The sequence below is a fragment of the Arthrobacter sp. zg-Y895 genome, assembly GCF_020731025.1.
Lineage (GTDB): Bacteria > Actinomycetota > Actinomycetes > Actinomycetales > Micrococcaceae > Arthrobacter_B.
On the sequence record NZ_JAJFZY010000012.1, the window covers coordinates 23,016 to 47,674 of the forward strand.

Sequence of the window (24,659 nt, forward strand, 5' to 3'; positions counted from 1 at the left end):
TATTAACCCCCGAAGACGTTGGGCAGGTGGCGAATAGAGAAGCCGATAACCGTAACGGCCCACAGGGCAACAACGCCCCAGAGCATCTGGCGCTGGTACTTGGGCCCCTTCTTCCAGAAGTCGATCAGGACTACACGCAGGCCGTTGAAGGCATGGAACACAATGGCAGCAACGAGACCAAGCTCGCCGATGCCCATAATCGGGTTCTTGTAGGATTCGATCACCACGTTGTAGGCCTCCGGCGAAACGCGCACCAAAGACGTATCCAGAACGTGGACCAAAAGGAAGAAGAAGATCGCCACGCCGGTGATACGGTGCACAACCCACGACCATTGGCCCTCACGGCCACGGTAGAGAGTGCCTGCTGGTAACTTCGACACTGAATTTTCCTCCCTGCATCGCAGCGGCGTTAGCGCGTGTTCCACGCAGTGATGACGCCGGTGCGACAGCGATATAAGCTCTACCATAATCTAGGCTTGCGTGACCGGGGTTTCAATTTAGGTTCGCCTATGGTGTGACGCTGATTACATTGAACCCGCAACGAAAACCCTGTATCAGGGGTGGTTCCTGATGCTCGCCGACAGGCTGGGCTAATCTTGGCTGTGATGAGTAACGAAAAGCCACAAGCAGATACTGCGTCCGCCGTTCTTGACCGTTTTTACGGAGTCATCCCGGCGGGCGGCGTCGGGACGCGCCTTTGGCCACTTTCCCGTGCGGCCGCACCCAAGTTCCTGCATGACCTGACAGGTTCGGGTTCCACCCTTATCCGGGCCACGTACGAGCGCCTGAGCCCGCTCAGCGGAGACCGCGTCATGGTGGTGACCGGGGCCGTGCACCGGCAGGCCGTGCGGCAGCAGCTGCCCGAGATCTCCAACAAGAACCTGGTCCTGGAACTCGAGCCGAAGGATTCGGCCGCAGCGATCGGCCTTGCAGCGGCGATCCTCTACAAGCGGGATCCGCAGATCATCATGGGATCCTTCGCCGCAGACCAGGTCATTGCCCCCGTGGAGGTCTTCCAAGCCGCCGTCCGGGAAGCCGTGCACACCGCGGCGCAGGGATATATCGTCACCATCGGCATCGAACCCACGCACCCATCCACCGGATTCGGTTATATCCGCGCCGGCGAGCAGCTCCGCGTTGCCGGCGCACCGAGCGCGCGCTCCGTGGTCGAGTTCGTGGAAAAACCGTCAGCGGACGTTGCGCAGACATACCTGGACAGCGGCAGCTACAGCTGGAACGCCGGAATGTTCGTGGCCCCGGTGGACCTGATGCTCAAGCACCTGGAAGCCAACGAGCCCGTGCTCTACTCCGGCCTGATGGAAATCGCCGACGCCTGGGACACCACCCGGCGCCGCGAAGTGGTCCGTCGGGTCTGGCCCACACTTCCCAAGATTGCCATTGACTATGCCGTCGCTGAACCGGCTGCCGCAGCAGGCGACGTCGCAATGATCCCAGGCGCCTTCAGCTGGGACGATGTAGGCGACTTCGCCGCGATCGGCCGGCTGAACCCCGCAGCGGAAAACAGCAACCTGACGGTGATGGGGGAGGGCGCCCGCGTCTACTCTGAAAACGCTTCCGGGATAGTCGTCTCCGATACCAAGCGTGTCATTGCGCTGATCGGGATCGAGGACATTGTCATCGTGGACACACCCGACGCCCTGCTGGTGACCACCAAGGAGCACGCGCAGGAAGTCAAGAAAGCCGTGGAACACCTGAAGGCCAGCGGCGACACCGACGTCCTGTAGCTCGTCCGCGGAACACCGTCACGCGGCGTCGTTTCCGGCGTCGCACATTCCCGCTTTGGCTCCGGAATTGGCTAACCTTGAGGTTGTGCAGACAATCCCTTTGAGCAATTCGCCAATCCCCTCAATACAGGGGAGCGTGGCGCCGCTCCTGGGCGGGTTGATCGAGTTCCGGCGGGACCTGCACTCGCATCCCGAGCTCTCGCATAAGGAATTCCGTACTACCGACCGCATTGTCGAAGCCCTGGAGCATGCAGGCCTGACGCCCAAGCGGCTCGACAACACGGGCGTTGTGGTGGACATCGGTGAGGGCCCCGTGCGCCTGGCGGTCCGGGCGGATATCGATGCCCTTCCCGTGCTGGAGGAGACCGGACTGCCGTACGCCTCGGAAAACACCGGCATAGCCCATGCCTGCGGCCATGACATCCACACCACGGTGATGCTCGGCGTAGCCAAGGTGCTCGCAGGGTTCGACGCCGCCGGCCAGCTGGGCGGACGGGTGCGCGTCATCTTCCAGCCGGCCGAAGAAGTCATGCCCGGAGGTGCCCTCTCGGTGATCGAGCAGGGAGCCCTGGACGGAGTCCCGCGCGTCCTGGCCCTGCACTGCGACCCCCGGGTGGATGTGGGGCAGGTGGGCACCCGCATCGGCGCGATTACCTCGGCGTCGGACACCATCCGGATCGAACTCACCGGCCGCGGCGGGCATACCTCCCGCCCGCACCTGACCGAGGATCTGGTCTTCGCGCTGGCCGAGATTGCCGTCAGTGTTCCGGCCGTACTCTCCCGCCGCATCGATGTGCGCAGCGGTGTTTCCGTGGTGTGGGGACAGATGCACGCGGGTTCCGCACCCAATGCCATTCCCGGACACGGATTCATGGCCGGCACCATGCGCTGCCTCGACGCCGAGGCCTGGCACGCCGCCGGCGAGCTGCTGGACAAGGTGGTGCGGGAAATCGCGGCGCCGTTCGGCGTCGACGTGCATCTGGAGCACATCCGGGGCGTTCCCCCGGTTATTAACGCCGACGCCGAGATCAGCCTGATTGAGGCGGCGGCCCGCGCCGAACTGGGCGAAGACGCCGTCGTGCTGGCCCCGCAGTCGATGGGCGGGGAGGACTTCGCCTGGATGACGCAGGCGGTTCCGGGCGCCCTGATGCGGCTTGGCACACGTTCACCGGGCGGGGAAACGTTCGATCTGCACCGCGGAGACTACAACCCGGATGAACGGGCTATCGGCTGCGGCGTAAGCGTGATGGCGGCTGCCGCCCTCCGCGCCGCCCGGGGCCTGCGGCACTGAATCAGCGGCGCCCGTTCCGGCCCTGCGGGCCGCGTAACCTGGCGACACAATAGGGGCTGCCGCTGCCCATGGGGCCGGGGCGGGACCATATCAGTCCGGTTCCGGCCGGAAGTGCCCGTTTGATAACAACATGTAAACAATGTTCCACCAGCACCGGATTTGGACTTGGTGTTGCCTCCGACACATTATGGTTATGTTGCTGCGGTCCAACGACGGACGGAGCGCTGCGCCACACGCTGCACCTTGAAAGGGCACCGTTCGGCGAAAACCATTTCTTTTCTGGAGGAACATTGAAGAATTACCCGCGCAGCTTTAAGCGCAACGCAGGCGTCTCCGCCGCCATGCTCGGCGTGTCAGCTCTCCTGCTTTCCGGCTGCGGTGCTGCACCGGAAGAGGAAGAAGGCGGCTCCGAAGCAGCCAACAGCGACTTCACCGGCTGCATTGTCTCCGACGCCGGCGGCTGGGATGACCGCTCCTTCAACCAGTCCAGCTACGAAGGCCTGATGGCGGCGAAGGATTCGCTGGGCATCGAGACCCGCGACGCTGAGTCCCAGGCTCCCACCGACTTCACGAACAACGTGGACAGCATGGTCCAGGCCGGCTGCGACCTGACCGTGACCGTTGGCTTCCTGCTTTCCGACGCCACGAAGGCCGCCGCCGAAGCGAACCCCGACGTGAACTTCGCGATCGTCGATGACAACGCCATCGAGCTCGACAACGTCAAGCCGATCATCTACGACACGGCCCAGGCTGCCTTCCTTGCGGGCTACGTCGCTGCAGGCTCCTCCGAGACCGGCACCGTCGCTACCTACGGCGGCATGAACATCCCCACCGTCACCATCTTCATGGAGGGCTTCGCCCAGGGCGTTGAGCACTTCAACAAGGAGAACGGCGCAGACGTCAAGCTCCTCGGCGCAGACTCCTTCGTCGACAGCTTCGACAACCGTGCCGCAGGCAAGACCCTGACGCAGAACTTCATCAACGAAGGCGCCGACGTCATCATGCCCGTCGCCGGTCCGGTAGGCCTGGGCACCATGGAGGCCGTGGTCGAGGCCAACGAAGGCGGCAAGAACGTCCGCGCCGTCTGGGTTGACTCCGACGGATACGAGACCGCCGAAATCGGTCAGGAATTCATCCTGACCTCGGTCATGAAGCTGATGGGCGACGCAGTCGAGGACGTCATCACCGAGTCCGCCGATGACAACTTCAGCGCCGAGCCGTACGTGGGCACCCTGGAGAACGGCGGCGTCGACCTGGCACCGTTCCACGACCAGGAAGCCAACGTCCCCGAAGACGTCAAGTCCGCGGTCGAGGACCTGAAGGCCAAGATCATCTCCGGTGAGATCACGATCGAATCCGAGTCCAGCCCGAAGCAGTAGCAGCGGACCGAACTGCCCTCAGACAACCGCCATGCCCCGCAGTTGCGACTGCCGGACATGGCGGTTTGTCTGTGCCGGACAGCCCTACCTCCCACACAGCACTTTTTAGAACAGATTGGTTGGGGTTTTGTGAAACTCGAGCTTCAAGGCATCACCAAGCGATTCGGTTCGCTGGTAGCCAATGACCACATCGACCTCGTGGTCGAGCCGGGGCAGGTACATAGCCTGCTCGGCGAGAACGGCGCCGGTAAATCGACGTTGATGAATGTCCTCTACGGCCTCTACGAGCCCACCGAGGGACAGATCCTCATCGACGGGCGCCCGGTAACCTTCAGCGGCCCCTCGGACGCCATGGCCGCCGGCATCGGCATGGTGCACCAGCACTTCATGCTCGTACCGGTCTTTACCGTGGCCGAAAACGTGGCCCTCGGAAACGAAAAAACCCGGTTCGCCGGCATGCTGAACCTTGACGACACCCGCCGCCGGATCCGGGAGATCTCGGACCAGTACGGGTTCGACGTCGACCCCGACGCCCTCGTGGAAGACCTGCCCGTCGGCGTCCAGCAGCGCGTGGAAATCATCAAGGCGCTGATCCGGGACGCAGAAGTCCTGATCCTCGACGAACCGACCGCCGTACTTACCCCGCGCGAAACCGATGAACTGCTGGGCATCATGCGCCAGCTCACCAGTGACGGCAAGGGCGTCGTCTTCATCTCGCACAAGCTCCGCGAGGTCAAGGCCGTATCCGATGTCATCACGGTAATCCGCCGCGGCAAGGTAGTCGGCTCCGCAGAACCCAGCGCCGGCACCACGGAACTGGCAGCACTGATGGTGGGCCGCTCGGTCAGCCTGAGCCTGGACAAGGCTCCGGCCGTCCCGGGCGAAGAGACCTTCCGGGTACAGGACCTCACGGTTGTCTCCGCGAGCGGCCAGCCAGTGGTTAACGGCCTGAGCTTCGGCATTGCCAAGGGCGAAATCCTGGCCATTGCCGGTGTGCAGGGCAACGGCCAGACCGAGCTCACCGAAGCGGTTATGGGCCTGCAGGAACACGTGACCGGCTCCATCAAGCTGGACGGACGGGAACTCGTGGGCATGAAGACCCACAAGATCATCGACGCCGGCGTCGGCTTCGTGCCCGAGGACCGCAACGTGGACGGACTGGTCGGCACCTTCTCGGTAGCCGAAAACCTGGTCCTCAACCGCTATGACGAGCCGCCGTTTGCACGCGGCCTTTCGATGAAGCCTGCAGTGGTCGGCGCCAACGCCGAGGAAAAGATCACCGAGTTCGATATCCGTACCCAGACTGCGGCCACCCCGGCGGGCACACTGTCCGGCGGTAACCAGCAGAAGGTGGTTATGGCCAGGGAACTGTCCCGGCCGCTCTCACTGTTCATCGCCAGCCAGCCCACCCGCGGGGTGGACGTTGGCTCAATCGAATTCCTGCACCGGCGCATCATCGCCGAACGGGAAGCCGGCACGCCGGTGATGATCGTGTCCACCGAACTGGACGAGGTCCTGGAACTCGGTGACCGTATTGCCGTGCTGTACGGCGGCCGCCTGATGGGCATTGTGCCCGGCGGCACATCGCGGAATGTGCTGGGCCTGATGATGGCCGGCATGACCGCCGACGAGGCGCTGGCCCGCGAGGCCGCGCCCGAGGAAACACCAATTATTGAGGGAGGGGCGCAGTGAGCCCGGAAAAGTCCACCACTGGTGGGCCAGCACCAGACCGCAAGACTTCGGCTGCCGACGAGGCACGTCTCGAAGTAGCTGCGGAGACCGCCGGAGGGCAGCTGGCGCCGCCCGCCGCCGCCGTCGGCAGCACCATCACGCCGGAGCCGGACGCCAAGCGCGGCGTCCTCGAGCGGATCGTGACCGGAAACGGGCTGGTATCCGTCCTCGCCGTCCTGATGGCCCTGGTTGTGGGCGGGGTGCTGATCGCCCTGACCAATGAGGAAGCCACTGAGGCAGCCGGCTACCTGTTCAGCCGTCCCGGCGATTTCTTCGCCGCAGCCTGGGACGCGGCGGCCGGAGCGTACTACTCGCTCTTCCAGGGGTCGATCATCAATCTGGAGGCTGAGACCTTCACCCGTGCGATCTACCCCCTCACCCAGACGCTGACCACCGCCACCCCGCTGATCTGCGCCGGCCTTGGCGTGGCGCTGGCGTTCCGTGCCGGCCTGTTCAACATCGGTGCGCAGGGCCAGATCATCATCGGTGCCGCACTGGCGGCGTGGGTCGGGTTCACCTGGCAGCTGCCCGCAGGGCTGCACATCCTCCTGGTGATCATCGCCGGCCTGCTCGGCGGAGCCATCTGGGGCGGCATTGCCGGTCTGTTGAAGGCCCGCACGGGTGCCCACGAGGTGATCGTGACGATCATGCTCAACTATGTGGCCATCCAACTGGTCGCGTTCCTGCTCACCACTCCCGGTTTCCAGCGAGAGGGCAGCAACAACCCGATCAGCCCGCTGCTGGCTGACAGTGCCATGTTCCCCAAGCTGTTCGGCGCGGACTTCCGCCTGCACTGGGGCTTCATCCTGGCGATCGCAGCCACGGTCTTCGTGTGGTGGCTGCTCAACCGCTCCACCATCGGGTTCGAACTGCGTGCCGTGGGTGCCAACCCCGACGCCGCCCGGAACGCCGGCATCAGCACCACGAAGGGCTACGTGGTGGTTATGCTCATCGCCGGCGCCCTGTCCGGCCTCGCCGGCGTGTCCCAGGTCTCCGGAACCGAGCGTGTGCTGACCACCGACGTGGCTGCCAGCTTCGGCTTTGACGCCATCACGGTGGCGCTGCTGGGCCGTTCGACGCCGTGGGGAACCTTCGCTGCCGGTCTGCTCTTCGGCGCCTTCCGCGCCGGAGGTGTCGCTATGCAGACCAACACCGGTACCAGCATCGACATTGTCCTGGTGGTCCAGTCCCTGATCGTGCTGTTCATCGCGGCCCCGCCGCTGGTGCGTTCGCTGTTCAGGATCCCGCCGCCCGGAGCCTTCCGCTCCACCCGCAAGCCCGCCGCAGCCGCCGGAGGAGCAGCATGAGCACCGCAACCACCACCACCGCCGCGCCGAACCCGGCGCCGGCCGCACTCGTGCGCAGCTGGAAGACACCCATCCTGCTGGGCGTGCTCGCCCTGCTGTCCCTGGTGTTCTTCGCCCTCGGGGCTCCGGCCACCGATGTCACCTTCCGACTGACCGACCCCGGGGCAGCCATTACGCTGCCGGACCTGGTGTTCTCCGCCAAGGCCTTCGGCTGGGCAGGCGCAATCGTGCTCGTCCTGGCCGCTGCCTGGGCCTTTGTCCTCGTCCGGTCGGGGCGGCGCCTGCCGCTCTGGCTCCCGGTTATTTTCGGCGTCGTATTCGTGGCGGCGTTCCTCTCCTGGTCCGTCGGCAGTGCAGGCACGCCCAACATTGCCCTCTACGGACTCCTGGCCGGCAGCATCACCCTGGCCGTGCCGCTGATCTTCGGTTCGCTTTCGGGCGTCCTGTGTGAGCGCGTCGGCGTGGTCAACATCGCCATCGAGGGCCAGCTCCTCTTCGGCGCCTTTGCCGCCGCAGTGGCCGGCACCGTATCCGGCAGTGCCTTCGTCGGTTTGCTGGCAGCAGCCGTTGCCGGTGTGCTCGTCTCCCTGGTGCTGGCAGTCTTCAGCATCAAGTACGTGGTCAACCAGGTCATCGTGGGCGTTGTGCTGAACGTGCTGGTGTCCGGCCTCACCGGTTTCCTCTTCTCCACCGTGCTCAGCGCGAACCCGTCGGAATTGAACTCGGCGCCGCGCCTGCCGAACATCCGGATCCCGTTCCTGGCCGACATCCCGATCATCGGACCGATCCTGTTCGATCAGTCGCTGATCGGCTACCTGATGTACTTCGCTGTTGCCGCAGTCTACTTCGGGCTGTTCCACACCCGTTGGGGCCTGCGTACCCGTGCGGTGGGAGAACACCCCAAGGCGGCCGACACCCTGGGCGTCAACGTCAACCGGACCCGGTTCACCAACGTGCTGCTCGCCGGCGCGGTGGCCGGCGTCGGCGGCTCGTTCTTCACCCTCGTATCGGTCTCCAGCTTCGGCCAGGACATGACCGGCGGCCAGGGCTACATTGCCCTCGCGGCCCTCATCCTGGGCCGTTGGAACCCGCTCGGCGCCGCAGCCGCGGCCCTACTGTTCGGCTTTGCCACGAACCTGCAGTACGTCCTGGGCCTGCTGGGCACCCCGGTGCCCAGCCAGTTCCTGTCGATGCTGCCTTACGTCGTGACGATCTTCGCGGTGGCCGGCGTCGTGGGCAGGTCCCGCGGACCGGCTGCCAGCGGCGTGCCCTACATCAAGGGATAGCTCTCAGGGGGACCTGCTGCCGGGAAACCGGCGGCAGGTCCCTCTTGGTTTCCGGTCCGACCGGACCGGAAACCCAATTGGAAGGAAGACATGACACAGACGACCCCCGGCCAGGTGGACTGGGACCAGCTCCTGGAAACCGCACGCGCGGCCCTGGCCCACGCCTACGTGCCCTACTCGAAGTATCCGGTAGGTGCCGCAGCGCTTACCGACGACGGCCGGATTGTTTCCGGCTGCAACATCGAAAACGCCTCCTACGGGCTGACTCTGTGTGCAGAATGTTCGATGATCAGCCAGCTGCGCATGACCGGAGGCGGCCGCTTAGCCGCCTTCGCCTGCGTGGACGGATCCGGCAATGTCCTGATGCCGTGTGGCCGCTGCCGGCAGTTGCTCTACGAATTCCGGGCACCGGGCATGCAGTTGATGACAGTAAGCGGCATCAGAAGCATGGACGAAGTCCTGCCGGATGCTTTTGGACCGCAGCACCTCGAAGGGCAGGACAAATAAACATGAGCGCTGAAAAGTTCGACGCCGTAGACATCATCGGGATCAAGCGGGACCGGGGCACCTTGACCGCGGAACAGATTGACTGGACCATCGACGCGTACACCCGCGGAGCGATTGCGGATGAACAGATGGCCGCACTCAACATGGCAATCCTGCTCAACGGCATGAGCCGCGCGGAAATCTCCCGATGGACCACCGCCATGATCAATTCGGGGGAGCGGATGGACTTCTCCTCCCTCGGGAAACCCACTTCGGACAAGCACTCCACCGGCGGTGTGGGGGACAAGATCACGCTTCCGCTGGCACCCCTGGTGGCCGTTTTCGGTGTTGCCGTCCCGCAGCTCTCCGGCCGCGGGCTGGGCCACACCGGAGGCACCCTGGACAAGCTCGAAGCCATCCCCGGCTGGCAGGCCGCACTGACCAATGACGCCCTGATGGCCCAGCTGCGCGACGTCGGCGCGGTCATCTGTGCAGCCGGTGCCGGATTGGCTCCGGCCGACAAGAAGCTGTACTCGCTGCGCGACGTTACGGGAACCGTGGAAGCCATCCCGCTGATCGCTTCCTCGATCATGAGCAAGAAGATCGCCGAAGGCACCGGTTCGCTGGTGCTTGACGTCAAGGTCGGAAGCGGCGCGTTCATGAAGAACGAGGCCCGCGCCCGCGAACTGGCCGAGACCATGGTGGCCCTGGGCAAGGACGCCGGCGTGAACACGGTGGCCCTGCTGACCGACATGTCCACACCGCTGGGCCTGACAGCCGGCAACGCCATCGAGGTGCAGGAATCCGTGGACGTCCTTGCCGGCGGCGGACCCGAGGACGTCGTGGAACTCACCCTGGCCCTCGCCCGGGAGATGCTCACGGCCGCCGGGCAGCCCGATGCCGACCCGGAAGCAGCACTGAAGGACGGCCGCGCAATGGACGTCTGGCGCCGGATGATCTCCGCGCAGGGCGGCGATCCGGACGCTGCGCTTCCGGTGGCCCGCGAATCCGAAACCATCTACGCGCCTGCAGACGGTGTGCTGGTGGAACTCGATGCCCTCTCCGTAGGCGTTGCAGCTTGGCGCCTTGGTGCCGGCCGTGCCCGCAAGGAAGACGCGGTCCAGGCCGGAGCCGGCGTCGTAATGCATGCCAAGCCGGGCGCCGTCGTCCGGGCCGGTGAGCCGCTGATGACGCTGCTGACCGACACCCCCGAAAAGTTCGACCGGGCCCGCGAGGCACTGGCCGACGCCGTCGTCATTGCTCCCGAGGGGTCGCGTCCGGCCCGGAAACTGATCATCGACCGGATCAGCTAGGGGATTCGGGGTTCGGGGCGGCGGCGCCCTCCAGACTCCGGCGCCCTCCAGACTCCGGCGCCCTACGGGCCCCGGAACGGCGGCAACGAAATTTCCGTGCTCGCAGAGCTCGCAGGAAATATTAAAGCCGCCTTCCTCCGGGGCCCTCCGGGGCCCTCCGGGAGTCGGGGTCGGCGTGGGTGCGCCTCGCCGGGAGGGGGCGCCGCAGGCATTGGTATCTGCGTGGCATGCTTGTAAGGGACCTAGGTAGCTAACTCAAGGAGCGGCAGCTGTTGGACGTTCTCAGTGCCACAGTGGACGGCATAAACAACTTCATCCTCTCCACAGCGGGTTCGCCGTGGGTCTACATCGGGCTCCTGGCCTGCTGCCTGATCGACGGCTTCTTCCCGCCGGTGCCCAGCGAGTCCCTGGTAGTCGCACTGGCATCGCTTGCGCTGAGCGGCGCCGGCGTGAATATCTGGCTGATCATTCCCGCAGCGGCCCTGGGCGCCTTCCTGGGCGACAACCTCGCTTATCTGCTGGGCCGCTGGATCGGAACCGAAAGGTTCCGCTGGATGCGCACGCCGAAGATGCGCCGTTCCTTCACGTGGGCGCGCCATGAACTCGACAAACGCTCCATGTCGCTGATCCTGGTGGCCCGGTTCATCCCGGTTGGCCGGGTGGTAGTAAACCTCACCGCCGGCGCGACAGGGTTCCCGCGACGCCGGTTCATCTCCCTGACCGCGATCTCCGGGATTGTCTGGGCTGCCTACAGCGTGGCTATCGGCGCGATAGCCGGTGCCTGGTTCAACGAGCACCACCTGCTCGGTGTGGTGGTGGGTGTCACCGGTGCCCTAGTCCTGGGCCTGATCATCGACCGCATCATCACCATGGTCCGGGGCTCCGCAGCGGGGACGGCACACGCGGCAGCGGACGACATGCCGAACGCCGATGACGACGAGAGCACGCAGAAGGCCGCCTGAAACACCGTAGAGTTGCCGTGTGACTGAGCCTACAAACCTCCCCGAATCCTCTTCCCTCAACGTGCGCAGCCTGCCGAAGGTATCGCTGCACGATCACCTTGACGGAGGCCTCCGTCCGGCCACCATCATTGAGCTGGCCGCCGCCGTCGGCCATACCCTGCCGAGCACCGACCCCGCCGCGCTGGGGGAGTGGTTCCGCGATTCGGCGGACTCCGGATCCCTGGAGCGCTACCTCGAAACCTTCGACCACACCATCGCCGTCATGCAGACGCGCGAGGGCCTGGTGCGGGTGGCCCGCGAATTCGTCGAAGACCTCGCAGCTGACGGAGTGGTCTATGCGGAGGTCCGCTGGGCGCCGGAACAGCATGTGCAGGCAGGGTTGAGCCTGGACGAAGCCGTCGAAGCGGTGCAGGCCGGCATCGAAGAAGGCGTTGCGAACGCGGAAGCCGCCGGAAGGTTCATCCAGGTGGGCCAGCTGATCACCGCCATGCGGCACGCGGACCGTGCCATGGAAATTGCCGAGCTGGCCGTGCGGCACCGCGACTCCGGCGCCGTGGGCTTCGACATCGCCGGTCCGGAAGACGGCTTCCCGGCTTCGCGGTTTAAGGACGCCTTCACCTACCTGGCCGAAAATCAGTTCCCGGCCACGGTCCACGCCGGAGAAGCAGCCGGAATCGAGAGCATCGTGGATGCCCTGGTACACGGCCGGGCGCTGCGGCTCGGTCACGGCGTGCGGATTGCCGAGGATATCGACGTCGAGTTCGAGGACAACGGCACGCCGGACGAACCCGAAGTGGGCATCGTAAGCATGGGCCGGGTGGCGAACTGGGTCCGCGACCGCGGTATCGCCCTGGAGGTGTGCCCGTCCTCGAACCTGCAGACCGGTGCCGTTGCCTCCTTCGGCGAGGACATCGAGACCCACCCGATCGACCTGCTCTACCAGACGGGCTTCGCCGTCACCGTCAACACGGACAACCGGCTGATGAGCTCGGTGACGCTCACCGGCGAGTTCGAGCTCCTGATGGACACCTTCGACTACGACCTCGACGATGTCCTGGAACTGACGATGAACGCCGTCAACGCGGCGTTCCTGCCGCTGGACGAGCGTGCCGCGCTTTCGGCCTACGTCACCGAGGGGTTCAACCGCGCCCGTGGCTGAAATCCCCCTTCCCGATGACCTCGGTGAGCGGTTCACCCGCCTCGCCGAGGTCATCGGTGCCCTCCGGGAACGTTGTCCCTGGACCGGGGCATTGACCCACGAATCCCTGCTCGAGTACCTCGTGGAGGAAACGTACGAGCTCGTTGAAGCGGTGGAGGGCGGAACGTCCGGTCCCGTGCGCGCTGCGGAACTGCGCGGCGAACTCGGCGACGTGCTGCTGCAGGTGATGCTGCATGCCCGCCTGCAGCAGGAATCCGGCAGCTTTTCCGTCGCGGACGTGATCGATTCCCTTACTGCCAAGATGATCCGCCGCAACCCGCATGTCTTCCGTCCCGACGGCAGTCTCCGGGCAGAGCGCGATGACTCCGGTATTGCGGCAATTGAACAGGCATGGGACAAGGCGAAGAAGGCCGAGACGCCCTCCCGGACTTCGCCGTTCGAAGGAATTCCAGCAGGCCTGCCCGCACTGCTCCTGGCCGCCAAGACCCTTTCGAGAGCCCGCCGTGCCGGACACCCGGATCCACCGGCGCCGGCCTCCAACGCGGAGTTCTCCGACGAAAACGAGCTTGGCGATGTCCTGTTTTCGCTGGTCCGCCGCGCCTCGGGGCAGGGACTTGACGCCGAGGCGGCCCTGCGGGCGGCGGTCCGCCGGTACACAGCGGAAGACACAGGCGCCTGATTCCGCGGCGCCGGCCTGCGGGAAGAGATCCTCGATATCCGTGATTCAGCTCACCGGGCCTTACTCGGAGCCGTGATTCTATTAGGCTAAGAGGCAGACACCGGAACCTGCCGGCCAGGCAGGTCTGCGGTTTTCTCCCCATTCGTTCCAATGAACAGGAGCAATTCAATGGCCATCATCGATGCCATCCATGCCCGCGAGATTCTTGATTCCCGCGGCAACCCCACCATCGAGGTGGAGGTGCTGCTCGACGACGACACCTTCGGCCGCGCGGCTGTTCCCTCCGGCGCCTCCACCGGCGCTTTCGAAGCCAACGAACGCCGTGACGGTGAGAAGAACCGCTACCAGGGCAAGGGCGTACTGCAGGCCGTTGAAGCCGTGATCGAACAGATCCAGCCGGCGCTGCTTGGGTTCGACGCCGCCGACCAGCGTGCCATCGACCAGGCCATGATTGACCTGGACGGCACCGAGAACAAGTCCGGCCTGGGCGCCAACGCCATCCTCGGCGTCTCCCTCGCCGTCGCCCGTGCCGCCGCCGAATCCGCTGCACTGCCGCTGTACCGCTACCTCGGCGGTCCCAACGCGCACATCCTGCCCGTGCCGCTCATGAACATCCTGAACGGCGGTTCGCACGCCGATTCCGACGTCGACATCCAGGAATTCATGATTGTTCCCCTGGGCGCCCAGACCTACTCCGAGGGACTGCGCTGGGGCGTTGAGGTCTACCACAACCTCAAGTCCGTGCTGAAGGAAAAGAACCTCTCCACCGGTCTCGGCGACGAGGGCGGCTTCGCTCCGAACCTGCCCTCCAACCGTGCAGCCCTGGACCTGATCATCGAAGCCATCGAGCGGGCCGGCTACGTACCGGGCAACGACATCGCCCTGGCCCTGGACGTGGCAGCCTCCGAATTCTTCAAGGACGGCTCGTACGTCTTCGAGGGGCAGAACCGGTCCGCAGCCGAAATGTCCGCGTACTACGAGGAACTGGTCCGCGACTACCCGCTGGTCTCCATCGAGGACCCGCTGGACGAAGAAGACTGGGACGGCTGGAAGACCCTGACCGCGTCCGTCGGCGACAAGGTGCAGATTGTGGGCGATGACCTCTTCGTCACCAACCCCACCCGCCTGGAAACCGGCATCAAGAACAACGCCGCGAACTCGCTGCTGGTGAAGGTCAACCAGATCGGCACCCTGACCGAAACCCTGGATGCCATCACCATGGCCCAGCGCGCCGGCTACACCACCATCACGTCCCACCGCTCGGGTGAGACCGAAGACACCACGATCGCCGACATCTGCGTTGCCACCAACGCCGGCCAGATCAAGACCGGTGCTCCGGCCCGTTCCGAGCGCGTGGCCAAGTACAACCAGCTGCTGCGCATCGAAGAGGAGCTGGACGACGCCGCACGCTACGCAGGGCGCAGCGCCTTCCCGCGCTTCAACGCCAAGTAGCCGTACCGCCGCAGCGGATGCCGGCCCCATTCCGGGACGGTAGGCGTTGCGGAACAGGCTCCAAACACCGCGGGTGGGTAACCTCATAGGAGGGAACCCGCCCGCGGTTGTTTTTTGCCGCCTGCCCCGCCCTTTTTGACAGCACCGATTTAGACAGGAAGCGCATGCCAACCCGACGCCCCAAGGTGCCCCGGCCCGCGGCCCCAGCGAACCCGGACAGGGTAAAAGCCAGCGGAGGCAACGCGTCGAAACCGGTGACGGCGAAGCCGGCCGCCTCGAAGGCTGCGGCCCCCAGGGCTGCCGCCTCGAAGGCTGCGGCTAAGCAGCCGGCTGCCCCCAAGGCTGCGGCTAAGAAATCACCGGCCCCGAAGGCTGCCGCCCCGAAGACTGCAGCAGCCCCGAAGGCTGCCGCAAAGCAGCCGGCACCCCGGAAAACCGAAGCTTCGAAGGCCGGCGCCCGGCCGGGGAACCAGCGCTTCGGGAAGTTGTCGGCATCGGACGCCCGCGCAGCAGTGCGCTCCCAGCTTTCCGGCGCGATCCGCCGCAAGTCCGATCCTGCACCCGAAGCCAAAGCCCCCGCAGCTGTGCCGGAGGTGGAAGAGCCCGATGAGCTGCGTCCCGTACCAGCAAAGGCATTCTCCGGACGGTTGCTGGTCCTGGCAATGGTGATGGTGGCCATCACCGTCCTGCTCGCACCGTCGGTACGGACGTACCTCCAGCAGCGCTCGGAGATCGCCGTGATGAAGTCGGAGATTGCCGAGGCTCAAGCAACACAGGCCGAATTGGAAGTCCAGCTTGGCCGCTGGGAAGACCCTGCCTACATCAAGCAGCAGGCGCGGGACCGTATTTTCCTGGTGATGCCGGGGGAGAAACGGTACCTGGTCAAGGGTGAAAACGGTGTGGAACAAGCAGAGGAGCTTGCTGCCGAAGAGGAGCCCGAAGACCTGCAGTGGGTCGATTCGCTGTGGGACTCGGTCAAGAAATCCGCCACGGCACAGTAATCTGGAGGCTGATAGAAGAAGCAGCCCGGGGCCCTCGCCGGCCCCCACGGAAGGAACCTCCTGCATGACCCAGGACCAGCTCGCCCCCACCCAGGAAGACCTGGAAACCCTGAGCCGGCAGCTTGGCCGCCCGGTGCGCGACGTCGTCGAAATCGGCGCACGCTGCGTGTGTGGCAACCCTCTGGTAGCCACCACGGCCCCCCGGCTGAGCAACGGCATCCCGTTCCCCACCACCTATTACCTGACGCATCCGGTCATCACGGCTGCCGTATCCCGCCTGGAAGCCGCCGGCCTGATGACCGATATGAGCCGCCGGCTGGAGGAAGATCCGGAGCTGGCGCAGCGGTACCGCAGCGCCCATGAACACTACCTCCGGGTCCGTGACGAGATCGGGGAGCGCACCGGAACCGGCCCCGTACCGGAAATCGACGGTGTCTCCGCCGGCGGGATGCCCAACCGCGTGAAGTGCCTGCACGTGCTGGTGGGCCACTCCCTGGCCGCCGGCCCCGGGGTGAATCCGCTGGGCGACGAAGCGCTGGCCGCTATTGAACAATGGTGGACAACCGACCGCTGCTACTGCGAAGGTGCTTGGGACACTGCGGCTCCCGCTCCGGCGCGTGACCTTAGCCGCCACACGAAGACGCAGGGCCTCAGCCCGGAAGAGCTCGAGAGCAAGAAGGCTGCACGCCGGCAGGCAACGGATGCCGCAATGAACGAGGGGGAACTGTGACAGGCCAGGAAGATCGCCGCGCGGAAAGCGTGCGGGTTGCAGCCATCGACTGCGGCACCAACTCCATCCGCCTCCTCATCGCGGACATCAGCCGGGACAACAGCGGCGCAGCCCAGCTCACCGACGTCGTACGCCTGATGCGGGTGAACCGGCTGGGACAGGGCGTGGACGCCACCGGACGGCTGGCGCCGGAAGCGCTGGAACGCACCTTTGCCGCGGCTGATGAGTATGCCGCCCTGATCCGTGAGCATGGTGCCTCCCGTATCCGGTTCGTGGCCACCTCCGCCAGCCGTGACGCCGAAAACCGGCAGGAATTCGTAGACGGAATCCGCGAACGCCTTGGCGTTGAACCCGAAGTGATCAGCGGAGACGAGGAAGCGGCGCTTTCCTTCGCCGGCGCGGCAAGCGTCTTCGCCGACGGCAACGGTGCGAAGACACTCGTGGTGGACCTGGGCGGCGGCAGTACCGAGTTCGTCCTCGGTGACGGCTCCGGCGTCCTGGCGGCGAAGAGCACCGACATGGGCTGCGTCCGGTTTACCGAACGGTACCTGCCGTCGGATCCGCCCACCGAAGCGGAAATCGCGTCCGCACGCACCGAAATCCTGGACATGATTGCTTCCGCACTGGTCACCGTGCCGCTGGCCGAGGCCGATCGGCTGGTAGGGGTAGCCGGGACGATCACCACTGTTACTGCCGCGGCCCTGGACCTGGCGGAGTACTCTCCGGAGGCCATCCACGGGACCGAGCTGAGCCGGGAGCGGATAGACGAAACAGCCGACTTCCTGCTGCGGCAGGACCGTGCCGGGCGCGCAGCATTGCCGTACATGCATCCGGGCCGCGTGGACGTAATCGGGGCCGGAGCGCTGATCTGGCGCACCATCGTGGACCGCATCGACGAACTGACCGACGGCCGCGTGGCCACGGCATTCGCCAGCGAGCACGACATCCTTGACGGCATTGCGCTGAGCGCGTGAGGGCAACGGGAACCGCCCCCGGCCGCCGCCGGGGAGGCGCAGCACGCCTTAGGGCCGCTGCCGCAGCGCTCTGCGCAGCAGTGGCGCTGCCGCTTCTGGCACCTGCTCCGGCGCAGGCCGATGAATGGCGGGACAAACAGTATTGGCTTACCGACTACGGTGTGACCGAGGCCTGGAAGACCACCAAGGGCGCAGGCGTGAAGGTGGCCGTCATTGATACCGGCGTCGACGCAACTCATCCCGACCTTGCCGGTGCCGTCACCGGAGGGTTCGATGCATCAGGCGCGGGCGATCCGCAGGGCGCCAAGGGCCTGGGCACCACACCCGAGCACGGAACGCTGGTGGCGACCCTCCTGGCGGGCCGGGGGCACGAGAAACCCGAGGAGGACAAGGAAGCCGGCGAAGGGGACAAGAAGGAGGGCGAGGACAAGGAGAAGGACAAGCCGGCCGAGCGCCCCGACGGCATTATCGGCGTTGCCCCGGAGGCGGAGATCCTCGCCGTTTCCACCTGGATCGGCGGAACGAATCCCGGCGGAGTTCCGATTGACACGCAGATCCCTGCCGCCGTCCGCTGGGCCGTGGACAACGGCGCCAAGGTCATCAACATGTCCCTCGGCAGTTCCTCGACCGCCTGGCCCGAGAGCTGGGATGACGCGTTCCTCTACGCCGAACAGAATGACGTGGTGATTGTCGCAGCCGCCGGCAACCGCGGCGGCGGGATGGTCCAGGTGGGAGCGCCTGCCACCATTCCGGGCGTACTCACCGTCGCCGGGCTGAACCGGCAGGGCGAGGCGAGCTTCGATTCATCCTCCGAAGGCATCAGCATCGGGGTAGCCGCTCCGGCCGAAGACCTGATCGGGGGGATGCCCGGGAACACATCCCGGTATGCGAAATGGGAAGGCACCTCCGGGGCGGCGCCGCTGGTTTCCGGCGTCGCTGCACTGATCCGCGCTGCACACCCGGAAATGAGCGCGGCAGATGTGATCAATCGGATTGTCAGCACCGCGCGGGACGCCGGGGACCCCGGTACGGACACTATCTACGGTTACGGGATCCTGGACGCCAATGCCGCAGTGAACGCCGATGTTCCCCCGGTCACCAGCAACCCGCTGGGAACCATTGCCGAGTGGATCCGTGTGCACCGGCGGGTGGCGGAAGAGCCACCCGGCGCCGCGGACATTCCCGCCCCCACGGTCCCGGACCTGCCGGAGCCCGCTGTCCCGGTGGCGCAGGAGCCGGCGGCCGCGAACGGCACCCTTCCCGCCGTCGTCGTACTCGGATTCGGCGGGCTCCTGGTGGCCCTGCTGGTGGCCGGCACGGTGCATGTGACCCACGTCCGACGCCGCGGCAAGACAGCCGGCGGGACCCGGAACACCGAAGCGGGCTCCCTGGACGAGGCCGGGATCCGATAGCGAAAAGCCCTGTTCCCGGTTTGTCAAATGGTTCGTGAAGACTTTCACAAACTCAGGTAGGATTAGGGCATGGCATCGAACAAGCAGTTTTCTGATCGTCCCCGCGTTCTGGTGGTCGGCGGTGGTTACGTCGGTCTGTACGTGGCCAAAGACCTCCAGAAGAAGGTAAAGGAACAGGGAGGGATTGTTACGGTAGTGGATCCGCTGCCGTACATGACCTACCAGCCTTTCCTTCCCGAGGTTGCCGCAGGCACCATTGAAGCCCGCGACGCCGTTGTGTCCCACCGCATGCACCTGAAGAACACCGAGCTGATCAACGGCAAGGTGACTTCCATCAACCACGCCGCCCGCACCGCGACCATTGAGCCGGGCGACGGCAGCGAGCCGTTCGACCTGCCCTACCAGGACGTCGTCCTGGCCGCCGGTTCGATCACCCGCACCTTCCCGATTCCGGGCCTCGCCGAGGCCGGCATCGGCATGAAGAGCATTGAAGAAGCCATGGCCACCCGCAACCACGTGCTTGAGCGCATTGAAACCGCCTCGCTCATGCCCGCGGGCCCGGAGCGCGAACGCGCCCTGACCTTCGTCGTCGTCGGCGGCGGCTTTGCCGGCATCGAAACCCTGACCGAGCTCGAAGACATGGCCCGCGACGCGGTCCGTATCAACGACCGGCTTCGCCGCGAAGACCTCCGCTTCGTCCTGATCGAGGCCATGGGCCGGGTTATGCCCGAGGTCAAGCCGGACCAGGCCGAGTGGGTCGTCTCCAGCATGCGTGAGCGGGGCATCGAGGTCCTGCTGAACACGTCGCTGGCGTCCGCAGAAGGCGGCGTCCTCAAGCTGATCAACATGGCGGACAAGTCCCCGGCGGGCGAGTTCGGTGCTGACACGCTGATCTGGACTGCCGGTGTGCAGGCCAACCCGATGGTGCGCGCCACCGACTTCCCGATCGACGAGCGCGGCCGTGTCCGCGCCAACGCCGAACTGCGCATCACCGGCGACGACGGCCCCATCGACGGCGCCTGGGCTGCCGGCGACGTCTCCGCGGTTCCGGATCTTTCCGGCGGCGGTGTAGGCGGCTTCTGCGTCCCGAACGCGCAGCACGCCGTCCGCCAGGCAAAGCTGCTGGCCAAGAACATCATGGCTGCCCGCTACGGCGTCGGCACCGTGGAAGAGTACAACCACAAGAGCCTTGGCGCTGTGGCCGGTCTCGGCCAGTACAAGGGTGTCGCCAACATCATGGGCTTCGGCCTGAAGGGCTTCCCGGCCTGGCTGGCACACCGCGGCTACCACGGCCTGGCCATGCCGATGTTCGAGCGCAAGTTCCGCGTCATCTCGGGCTGGCTGCTGAACGTGAGCTACGGCCGCGACCTGACGTCGCTGCGCAACCTGGAAGACCCGCGCCGCGGCTTCGAGGAAGCAGCAACGCCGGCTAAGAAGCCGGCCGTGAAGGCCTAGTCTTCCGCATTCGTTCGTAGACGACGACGGCGGCCCTCCAGCAGGAGGGCCGCCGTTGTTGTGTTTCCTGCCGTCCACGCGTTTCCAGTAGGCTTGGAAGGCAATTGCAGAGCCCCAGTAGCCCAATTGGCAGAGGCAACCGACTTAAAATCGGTGTGTTGTCGGTTCGAGTCCGACCTGGGGTACCCCCCCCCCCCCGTCCGGCTAGTCGCGTGAGCGGTTGCGATGGCGCAGCAGCAGTCCGCCGGCGAGCAGCCCGAGGATGACGACGGCCGCGATCGCCGGGAGCGCCAGATCCGAGGCGGTACGTTCCTCCTCTACCGCGTCCGTGGCGGACGGCGAAGGGCTGGCTGTCCGGCTGGAACTCGGTGACGGTGTGCCGACGGAAGAGTTCCCTCCGGCTCCGCCGCCGGTTGTTCCACCAGTACTGCCGGTGGAAGCCGGAGACGGCGGCACGGTGGACGGTGTGGCTTCCGGTGTGGGCTCCGCGGGGGCGGAGGGACCGGCCGGAACGGGGACCGCGGGAACCGCTTCCGAATAGTTGCCGGTCGACGGATCGTAGTGGCTTTCGCCCGGATTGTAGGACGGCACCGGCACTGCGGGGCTGTAGGTGCTGACGACGCACGTCTCGACCCCGTCGACGACGGCGGGAAGGTAGCCCGGCGCGCACTCCAGGGCCTGTGCCGGAGAAACAGGCCCCATCAGGAGCAGGGCAGCGATCGGAAGTGCGGAAGCGGCAGTGGACAGGCGCGGAATGTGCATTGTTTCCCCCAAGATAACGGTTCTACGGCCATCGTATAGGGCTAACGCGCACTTCCCGGCAAGGGGAACAATGTTGGAATGTGACGAGCGTTACAAGGCTGTAACCCCAGCCTCTTATATTCGACACAATGATCTACTAGCTTTTCTTCTAATCAGGAACACCTGGTATTTGCGTCAAAGGCACCCGCCTTTCGATCGGGGAGAAACTTTTATGACTGCACTACGCACTGCCAGTGGTCTTGGCATGGGCACGGGATACGCCCGCACCGCCAAGATCGCCGCCCTTGGGCTGGGCCTCGCAATGTTCGCCAGCGGCTGCAGCGGCGGCAGCGGGGAATCGTCCGCTGAAGAAACGTCCGCAGAGTCGGAAACCGCGGCTGCTTCGGGCCTGTCCTGCCCGGAAAGCCAAGGAGGAACTGGGGAAGACCCGGGCGCCAAGGGTGATCCTGCGGCAGTGCCCGCCTCCACGGGCACCACGGACGTACCGCTGAAGATCGGCACGCTGCTGCCCACCACCGGTTCGCTTGCCTACCTCGGCCCGCCGGAAATCGCCGGCACCAACCTGGCAGTTGAGGAAATCAACGCGGTTGGCGGTGTCCTGGGGCAGCCGATCGAGATCACCCACCGCGACTCCGGTGACACCACCACCGACATTGCCACGCAGTCGGTGAACGATCTGCTCAGCCAGGACGTCAGCGCCATTGTCGGCGCGGCATCCTCGGGTGTGTCCAAGACGGTGATCGGCAACATCACCGGCGCCGGAGTCATCCAGTTCTCGCCGGCGAATACCTCACCGGACTTCACCACCTGGGATGACAACGGACTGTACTGGCGTACCGCACCCTCCGACGTGATGCAGGGCCGTACGCTCGGCAACTACATCATGACCTGCGGCGCGCAGACCGTGGGCATGATCGTACTGAACGATGCCTACGGCACCGGCCTGCAGGGCAACATTAAAGACTCGGTGGAAGCAGCCGGCGGCCAGGTTGTTGTCGAGGAGATGTTCAACGAGGGCGACTCGCAGTTCAGCAGCCAGGTCGACTCGGTGGTGGCGGCAAAGCCGGACGCCATTGTGGTTATCAGCTTCGACCAGTCCAAGAGCATCGTGCCGTTGCTGTCGGCCAAGGGCGTTGACCCAGGCCAGCTGTTCTTCGTGGACGGCAACGCATCGGATTACAGCAAGGACTTCGAACCCGGAACCCTTGAAGGCGCCCAGGGCACCCGCCCCGGATCGTTCCCCTCCGAGGACTTCCTGGCCTCGCTGCTCGCCGTTGACCCGGCCCTGACGGACCTGACCTACGCCGGCGAAAGCTACGACGCGGTTACCTTGCTCGCCCTCGCAGCCGAGGCGGCAGGCAGCACGGACAGCAAGGCAATGGCCGCCGAGCTTGAGGGGCTGTCCAAGGACGGTGAAAAGTGCTTCGACTTCGCAGGATGCGTCACGATCCTGCGCGACGGCGGTGACATCGACTATGACGGCTACTCCGGCCCGGTTTCCTTCGACGAGAACGGTGACCCGACCGAAGCCTTTATCGGTATCTACCAGTACGACGCCGACAACAAGCCGCAGCCGAGCCGCTCCGAAGCGGGCCAGCTGTAGCTGAAGCAAAACACCAAAGAAGAAGCCCCCGCCGGTTCCGGCGGGGGCTTCTTCTTTGCGCCTGGCTGTCCTTTGACGGCGCCTTCCGCAGCCGCGGAGGGTTCCGGCGGGCCGGGGCTAGGCGGTGTCGGCCAAGGTGCCCAGGTAGAGCTGGATGACCTTTGGATCCTGCATCAGCTCACGCCCGGTTCCGGTGTAGGCGTCCCGGCCCTGGTCCAGCACGTATGCGCGGTCGCAGATCTGCAGGCAGCGGCGGGCATTCTGCTCCACCATGATCACGGAGACCCCCGCCCGGTTGATCTCATGCACTCGAAGGAACGCTTCGTCCTGCTTGACGGGGGACAGCCCGGCAGACGGTTCGTCCAGCAGCAGGACAGCGGGATCCATCATCAGGGCCCGGCCCATGGCGACCATCTGGCGCTCTCCGCCGGAGAGCGATCCGGCCCGCTGGGCGCGGCGCTTGCCCAGCTCCGGAAAAATCCCGGAGACAAAATCAAAGCGTTCCCGAAACGTCTTGGGCGCCTGGAAGACCCCCATCTGCAGGTTCTCCTCGATGGTCAGTGAGGGGAAAACGTTGTTGTTCTGGGGGACAAACCCCACACCCCGGCTGACCAGTTTGTTGGCCTTGAGCCCGGTGAGGTCCTGGCCGCGGACCACCACTGTCCCGGAATGCACCTTGACCAAACCGAACATTGCCTTGAGCAGGGTGGACTTGCCGGCCCCGTTGGGTCCGATGATCCCGATCAGTTCCCCGCGCCGGGCCTCGATGCTGCAGCCGTTGAGGATGTTTACCCCCGGCAGATATCCCGCCACGAGGTCGGTCACCTTGACGACGGAATCACCGTCGAATGCCTTGGCGCTCATGCCTGGTCCTTCCGTTCGTCCTGCCGCAGGGCTGATGCTCCAGCGGGTCCGCTGCTGCGTTCGGTTCCTACCGATGACTCGGCGTCGTGCTCCAGTTCCGCCTCCAGCTTTTCAAAGCCTTCGGAATCGGCGAGGTCGACGTCGTGGTGAGCGCCCAGGTAGGCGTCGATCACGGCCTGGTCCTTCATCACCTCGGCCGGCGGTCCTTCGGCCACCACCTTGCCCTCAGCCATAACGATCACCCAGTCGGCAATGTGTCGGACCATGTGCATGTCATGTTCCACGAACAGGACGGTCATGCCCTCGGCCTTCAGGTTCTTGATGTGGTCCAGCAGGGATTGGGTCAATGCCGGGTTCACTCCGGCCATGGGTTCATCCAGCATCACCAGTTTGGGACGGACCATCAGGGCCCGGGCCATTTCCAGCAGTTTGCGCTGTCCCCCGGAGAGGGAAGCAGCATAGTCGGTCCGCTTGGTGTCGAGCTTGAACTTGGCCAGGAGCACATCGGCCTGCTCGGTGATTTCCGTTTCCCGGCTGCGCCACAGCGGGGGCAGCAAAGCGCGCCAGAGGGATTCCCCCGGCTGGGCGGTGGCACCCAGGCGCATGTTCTCCAAGACCGTCAGCTTGCCCATGACCTTGGTCAGCTGGAAGGTGCGGACCATGCCAAGGCGTGCCACCTTGTAGGCGGAGACCCCGGCCAGGTCTTTGCCCTCGAACTGCCAGGTGCCCGACTGGGGCGTGTCGAAGCCGGTCAGCAGGTTGAAAAGAGTCGTTTTCCCGGCACCGTTGGGGCCGATCAGCGCGGTGATCTTATGCCGCGGAATCTCCACGTGCTCCACATCCACGGCATTGATGCCGCCGTAGGTCCGGGTGACGTTTTCCGCCACCAGGATCGGATCCCGCTTGGCACATCCAGGGCCGATCTCACCTTGTGCGATGGGACGGGTGTCGTCCATGTATTCGTTGGCCGCGGCCGCCGGAGCGACGGGAGCGGCGAGGGGTGCTTCCGCTTCCGGGCCGGCTGCGTGCGCCCCTGAGGCGCGCGCCTCCGCCCGGGGCTCGTCTGCT

At 65.5% G+C, this 24,659-nt stretch carries 22 protein-coding genes and 1 tRNA gene; 19 read left to right on the forward strand and 4 right to left on the reverse strand.

Annotation, left to right across the window (positions count from 1 at the left end; translation table 11 throughout):
• Positions 1-2: 2 nt before the first annotated feature.
• Positions 3-380, reverse strand: coding sequence for a succinate dehydrogenase, cytochrome b556 subunit (gene sdhC, locus LJ760_RS15490; protein WP_227924225.1), 378 nt, complete (start codon positions 378-380; stop codon positions 3-5).
• A gap of 225 nt (positions 381-605) precedes the next feature.
• Here sdhC and LJ760_RS15495 point away from each other — a divergent pair, with 225 nt between their 5' ends.
• The 18 genes from LJ760_RS15495 to LJ760_RS15580 all read left to right on the forward strand — a co-directional run bounded on the left by LJ760_RS15495 (position 606) and on the right by LJ760_RS15580 (position 20,547).
• On the forward strand, positions 606-1,745 hold the full coding sequence (locus LJ760_RS15495) for a mannose-1-phosphate guanylyltransferase (RefSeq protein ID WP_227924226.1): 1,140 nt from the start codon (positions 606-608) through the stop codon (positions 1,743-1,745).
• A 136-nt stretch (positions 1,746-1,881) separates the two neighbouring features.
• Positions 1,882-3,036 carry an amidohydrolase gene (locus tag LJ760_RS15500; RefSeq protein ID WP_227924227.1) on the forward strand — a complete coding sequence of 385 codons (1,155 nt, stop codon included), beginning with the start codon at positions 1,882-1,884 and terminating at the stop codon, positions 3,034-3,036.
• A 290-nt stretch (positions 3,037-3,326) separates the two neighbouring features.
• Positions 3,327-4,415 (forward strand): BMP family lipoprotein, encoded by a 1,089-nt coding sequence (locus LJ760_RS15505; RefSeq protein WP_374200062.1) that lies wholly within the window; start codon positions 3,327-3,329, stop codon positions 4,413-4,415.
• Between the two features lie 129 nt (positions 4,416-4,544).
• Complete coding sequence (locus tag LJ760_RS15510; RefSeq protein WP_227924228.1) at positions 4,545-6,107, forward strand: ABC transporter ATP-binding protein; 1,563 nt, start codon at positions 4,545-4,547, stop codon at positions 6,105-6,107.
• Complete coding sequence (locus LJ760_RS15515) at positions 6,104-7,453, forward strand: ABC transporter permease (protein ID WP_374200063.1); 1,350 nt, start codon at positions 6,104-6,106, stop codon at positions 7,451-7,453. Before LJ760_RS15510 ends, LJ760_RS15515 begins: the two co-directional genes overlap by 4 nt.
• Complete coding sequence (locus tag LJ760_RS15520; RefSeq protein ID WP_227924229.1) at positions 7,450-8,739, forward strand: ABC transporter permease; 1,290 nt, start codon at positions 7,450-7,452, stop codon at positions 8,737-8,739. The genes LJ760_RS15515 and LJ760_RS15520 overlap by 4 nt, the downstream gene beginning before the upstream one ends.
• A gap of 90 nt (positions 8,740-8,829) precedes the next feature.
• Positions 8,830-9,246 carry a cytidine deaminase gene (locus LJ760_RS15525; RefSeq protein ID WP_227924230.1) on the forward strand — a complete coding sequence of 139 codons (417 nt, stop codon included), beginning with the start codon at positions 8,830-8,832 and terminating at the stop codon, positions 9,244-9,246.
• A 2-nt stretch (positions 9,247-9,248) separates the two neighbouring features.
• Positions 9,249-10,538, forward strand: coding sequence for a thymidine phosphorylase (locus tag LJ760_RS15530; protein WP_227924231.1), 1,290 nt, complete (start codon positions 9,249-9,251; stop codon positions 10,536-10,538).
• 293 nt (positions 10,539-10,831) lie between these two features.
• Complete coding sequence (locus LJ760_RS15535) at positions 10,832-11,500, forward strand: DedA family protein (RefSeq protein ID WP_227924373.1); 669 nt, start codon at positions 10,832-10,834, stop codon at positions 11,498-11,500.
• Between the two features lie 19 nt (positions 11,501-11,519).
• Positions 11,520-12,659, forward strand: coding sequence for an adenosine deaminase (locus LJ760_RS15540; protein ID WP_227924232.1), 1,140 nt, complete (start codon positions 11,520-11,522; stop codon positions 12,657-12,659).
• Positions 12,652-13,338 carry a MazG nucleotide pyrophosphohydrolase domain-containing protein gene (locus tag LJ760_RS15545; RefSeq protein WP_331460734.1) on the forward strand — a complete coding sequence of 229 codons (687 nt, stop codon included), beginning with the start codon at positions 12,652-12,654 and terminating at the stop codon, positions 13,336-13,338. Before LJ760_RS15540 ends, LJ760_RS15545 begins: the two co-directional genes overlap by 8 nt.
• 168 nt (positions 13,339-13,506) lie before the next feature.
• Entirely contained in the window at positions 13,507-14,790 is a 1,284-nt protein-coding gene (gene eno, locus LJ760_RS15550; RefSeq protein ID WP_227924233.1) for a phosphopyruvate hydratase, read from the forward strand.
• Positions 14,791-14,954: 164 nt separating this feature from the next.
• Positions 14,955-15,791, forward strand: coding sequence for an FtsB family cell division protein (locus tag LJ760_RS15555; protein WP_227924234.1), 837 nt, complete (start codon positions 14,955-14,957; stop codon positions 15,789-15,791).
• Positions 15,792-15,855: 64 nt separating this feature from the next.
• The gene (locus LJ760_RS15560) at positions 15,856-16,521 is read left to right on the forward strand and encodes a DUF501 domain-containing protein (protein WP_227924235.1); all 666 of its coding nucleotides are present in this window, start codon (positions 15,856-15,858) and stop codon (positions 16,519-16,521) included.
• A complete protein-coding gene (locus LJ760_RS15565; protein ID WP_227924236.1) occupies positions 16,518-17,495 on the forward strand; it encodes a Ppx/GppA phosphatase family protein in 978 nt (325 codons plus the stop codon). The genes LJ760_RS15560 and LJ760_RS15565 overlap by 4 nt, the downstream gene beginning before the upstream one ends.
• The gene (locus LJ760_RS15570) at positions 17,492-18,907 is read left to right on the forward strand and encodes a S8 family serine peptidase (RefSeq protein WP_396127069.1); all 1,416 of its coding nucleotides are present in this window, start codon (positions 17,492-17,494) and stop codon (positions 18,905-18,907) included. Before LJ760_RS15565 ends, LJ760_RS15570 begins: the two co-directional genes overlap by 4 nt.
• A gap of 69 nt (positions 18,908-18,976) precedes the next feature.
• Positions 18,977-20,362 carry an NAD(P)/FAD-dependent oxidoreductase gene (locus LJ760_RS15575; RefSeq protein ID WP_227924237.1) on the forward strand — a complete coding sequence of 462 codons (1,386 nt, stop codon included), beginning with the start codon at positions 18,977-18,979 and terminating at the stop codon, positions 20,360-20,362.
• Between the two features lie 111 nt (positions 20,363-20,473).
• A tRNA-Leu gene (locus LJ760_RS15580) sits at positions 20,474-20,547 on the forward strand.
• A 19-nt stretch (positions 20,548-20,566) separates the two neighbouring features.
• Here LJ760_RS15580 and LJ760_RS15585 read toward each other — a convergent pair.
• Positions 20,567-21,136, reverse strand: coding sequence for a hypothetical protein (locus LJ760_RS15585; protein ID WP_227924238.1), 570 nt, complete (start codon positions 21,134-21,136; stop codon positions 20,567-20,569).
• Positions 21,137-21,335: 199 nt separating this feature from the next.
• On the opposite strand from LJ760_RS15585, the gene LJ760_RS15590 reads away from it, so the two are divergent.
• Positions 21,336-22,727, forward strand: a complete 1,392-nt coding sequence (locus tag LJ760_RS15590; RefSeq protein WP_227924239.1) for an ABC transporter substrate-binding protein — start codon at positions 21,336-21,338, stop codon at positions 22,725-22,727.
• 117 nt (positions 22,728-22,844) lie between these two features.
• Here LJ760_RS15590 and LJ760_RS15595 read toward each other — a convergent pair whose 3' ends face one another.
• Positions 22,845-23,591 (reverse strand): ABC transporter ATP-binding protein, encoded by a 747-nt coding sequence (locus LJ760_RS15595; RefSeq protein WP_227924240.1) that lies wholly within the window; start codon positions 23,589-23,591, stop codon positions 22,845-22,847.
• On the reverse strand, positions 23,588-24,547 hold the full coding sequence (locus tag LJ760_RS15600) for an ABC transporter ATP-binding protein (protein ID WP_227924376.1): 960 nt from the start codon (positions 24,545-24,547) through the stop codon (positions 23,588-23,590). Before LJ760_RS15600 ends, LJ760_RS15595 begins: the two co-directional genes overlap by 4 nt.
• Positions 24,548-24,659: the final 112 nt, after the last annotated feature.

Coding starts and splice junctions, on each gene's coding strand:
- LJ760_RS15495 (WP_227924226.1), top strand. CDS start 606: ATGAGTAACGAAAAGCCACAAGCAGATACTGCGTCCGCCGTTCTTGAC.
- LJ760_RS15520 (WP_227924229.1), top strand. CDS start 7,450: ATGAGCACCGCAACCACCACCACCGCCGCGCCGAACCCGGCGCCGGCC.
- LJ760_RS15525 (WP_227924230.1), top strand. CDS start 8,830: ATGACACAGACGACCCCCGGCCAGGTGGACTGGGACCAGCTCCTGGAA.
- LJ760_RS15530 (WP_227924231.1), top strand. CDS start 9,249: ATGAGCGCTGAAAAGTTCGACGCCGTAGACATCATCGGGATCAAGCGG.
- eno (WP_227924233.1), top strand. CDS start 13,507: ATGGCCATCATCGATGCCATCCATGCCCGCGAGATTCTTGATTCCCGC.
- LJ760_RS15555 (WP_227924234.1), top strand. CDS start 14,955: ATGCCAACCCGACGCCCCAAGGTGCCCCGGCCCGCGGCCCCAGCGAAC.
- LJ760_RS15560 (WP_227924235.1), top strand. CDS start 15,856: ATGACCCAGGACCAGCTCGCCCCCACCCAGGAAGACCTGGAAACCCTG.
- LJ760_RS15575 (WP_227924237.1), top strand. CDS start 18,977: ATGGCATCGAACAAGCAGTTTTCTGATCGTCCCCGCGTTCTGGTGGTC.
- LJ760_RS15590 (WP_227924239.1), top strand. CDS start 21,336: ATGACTGCACTACGCACTGCCAGTGGTCTTGGCATGGGCACGGGATAC.
- LJ760_RS15595 (WP_227924240.1), bottom strand. CDS start 23,591: ATGAGCGCCAAGGCATTCGACGGTGATTCCGTCGTCAAGGTGACCGAC.
- LJ760_RS15600 (WP_227924376.1), bottom strand. CDS start 24,547: ATGGACGACACCCGTCCCATCGCACAAGGTGAGATCGGCCCTGGATGT.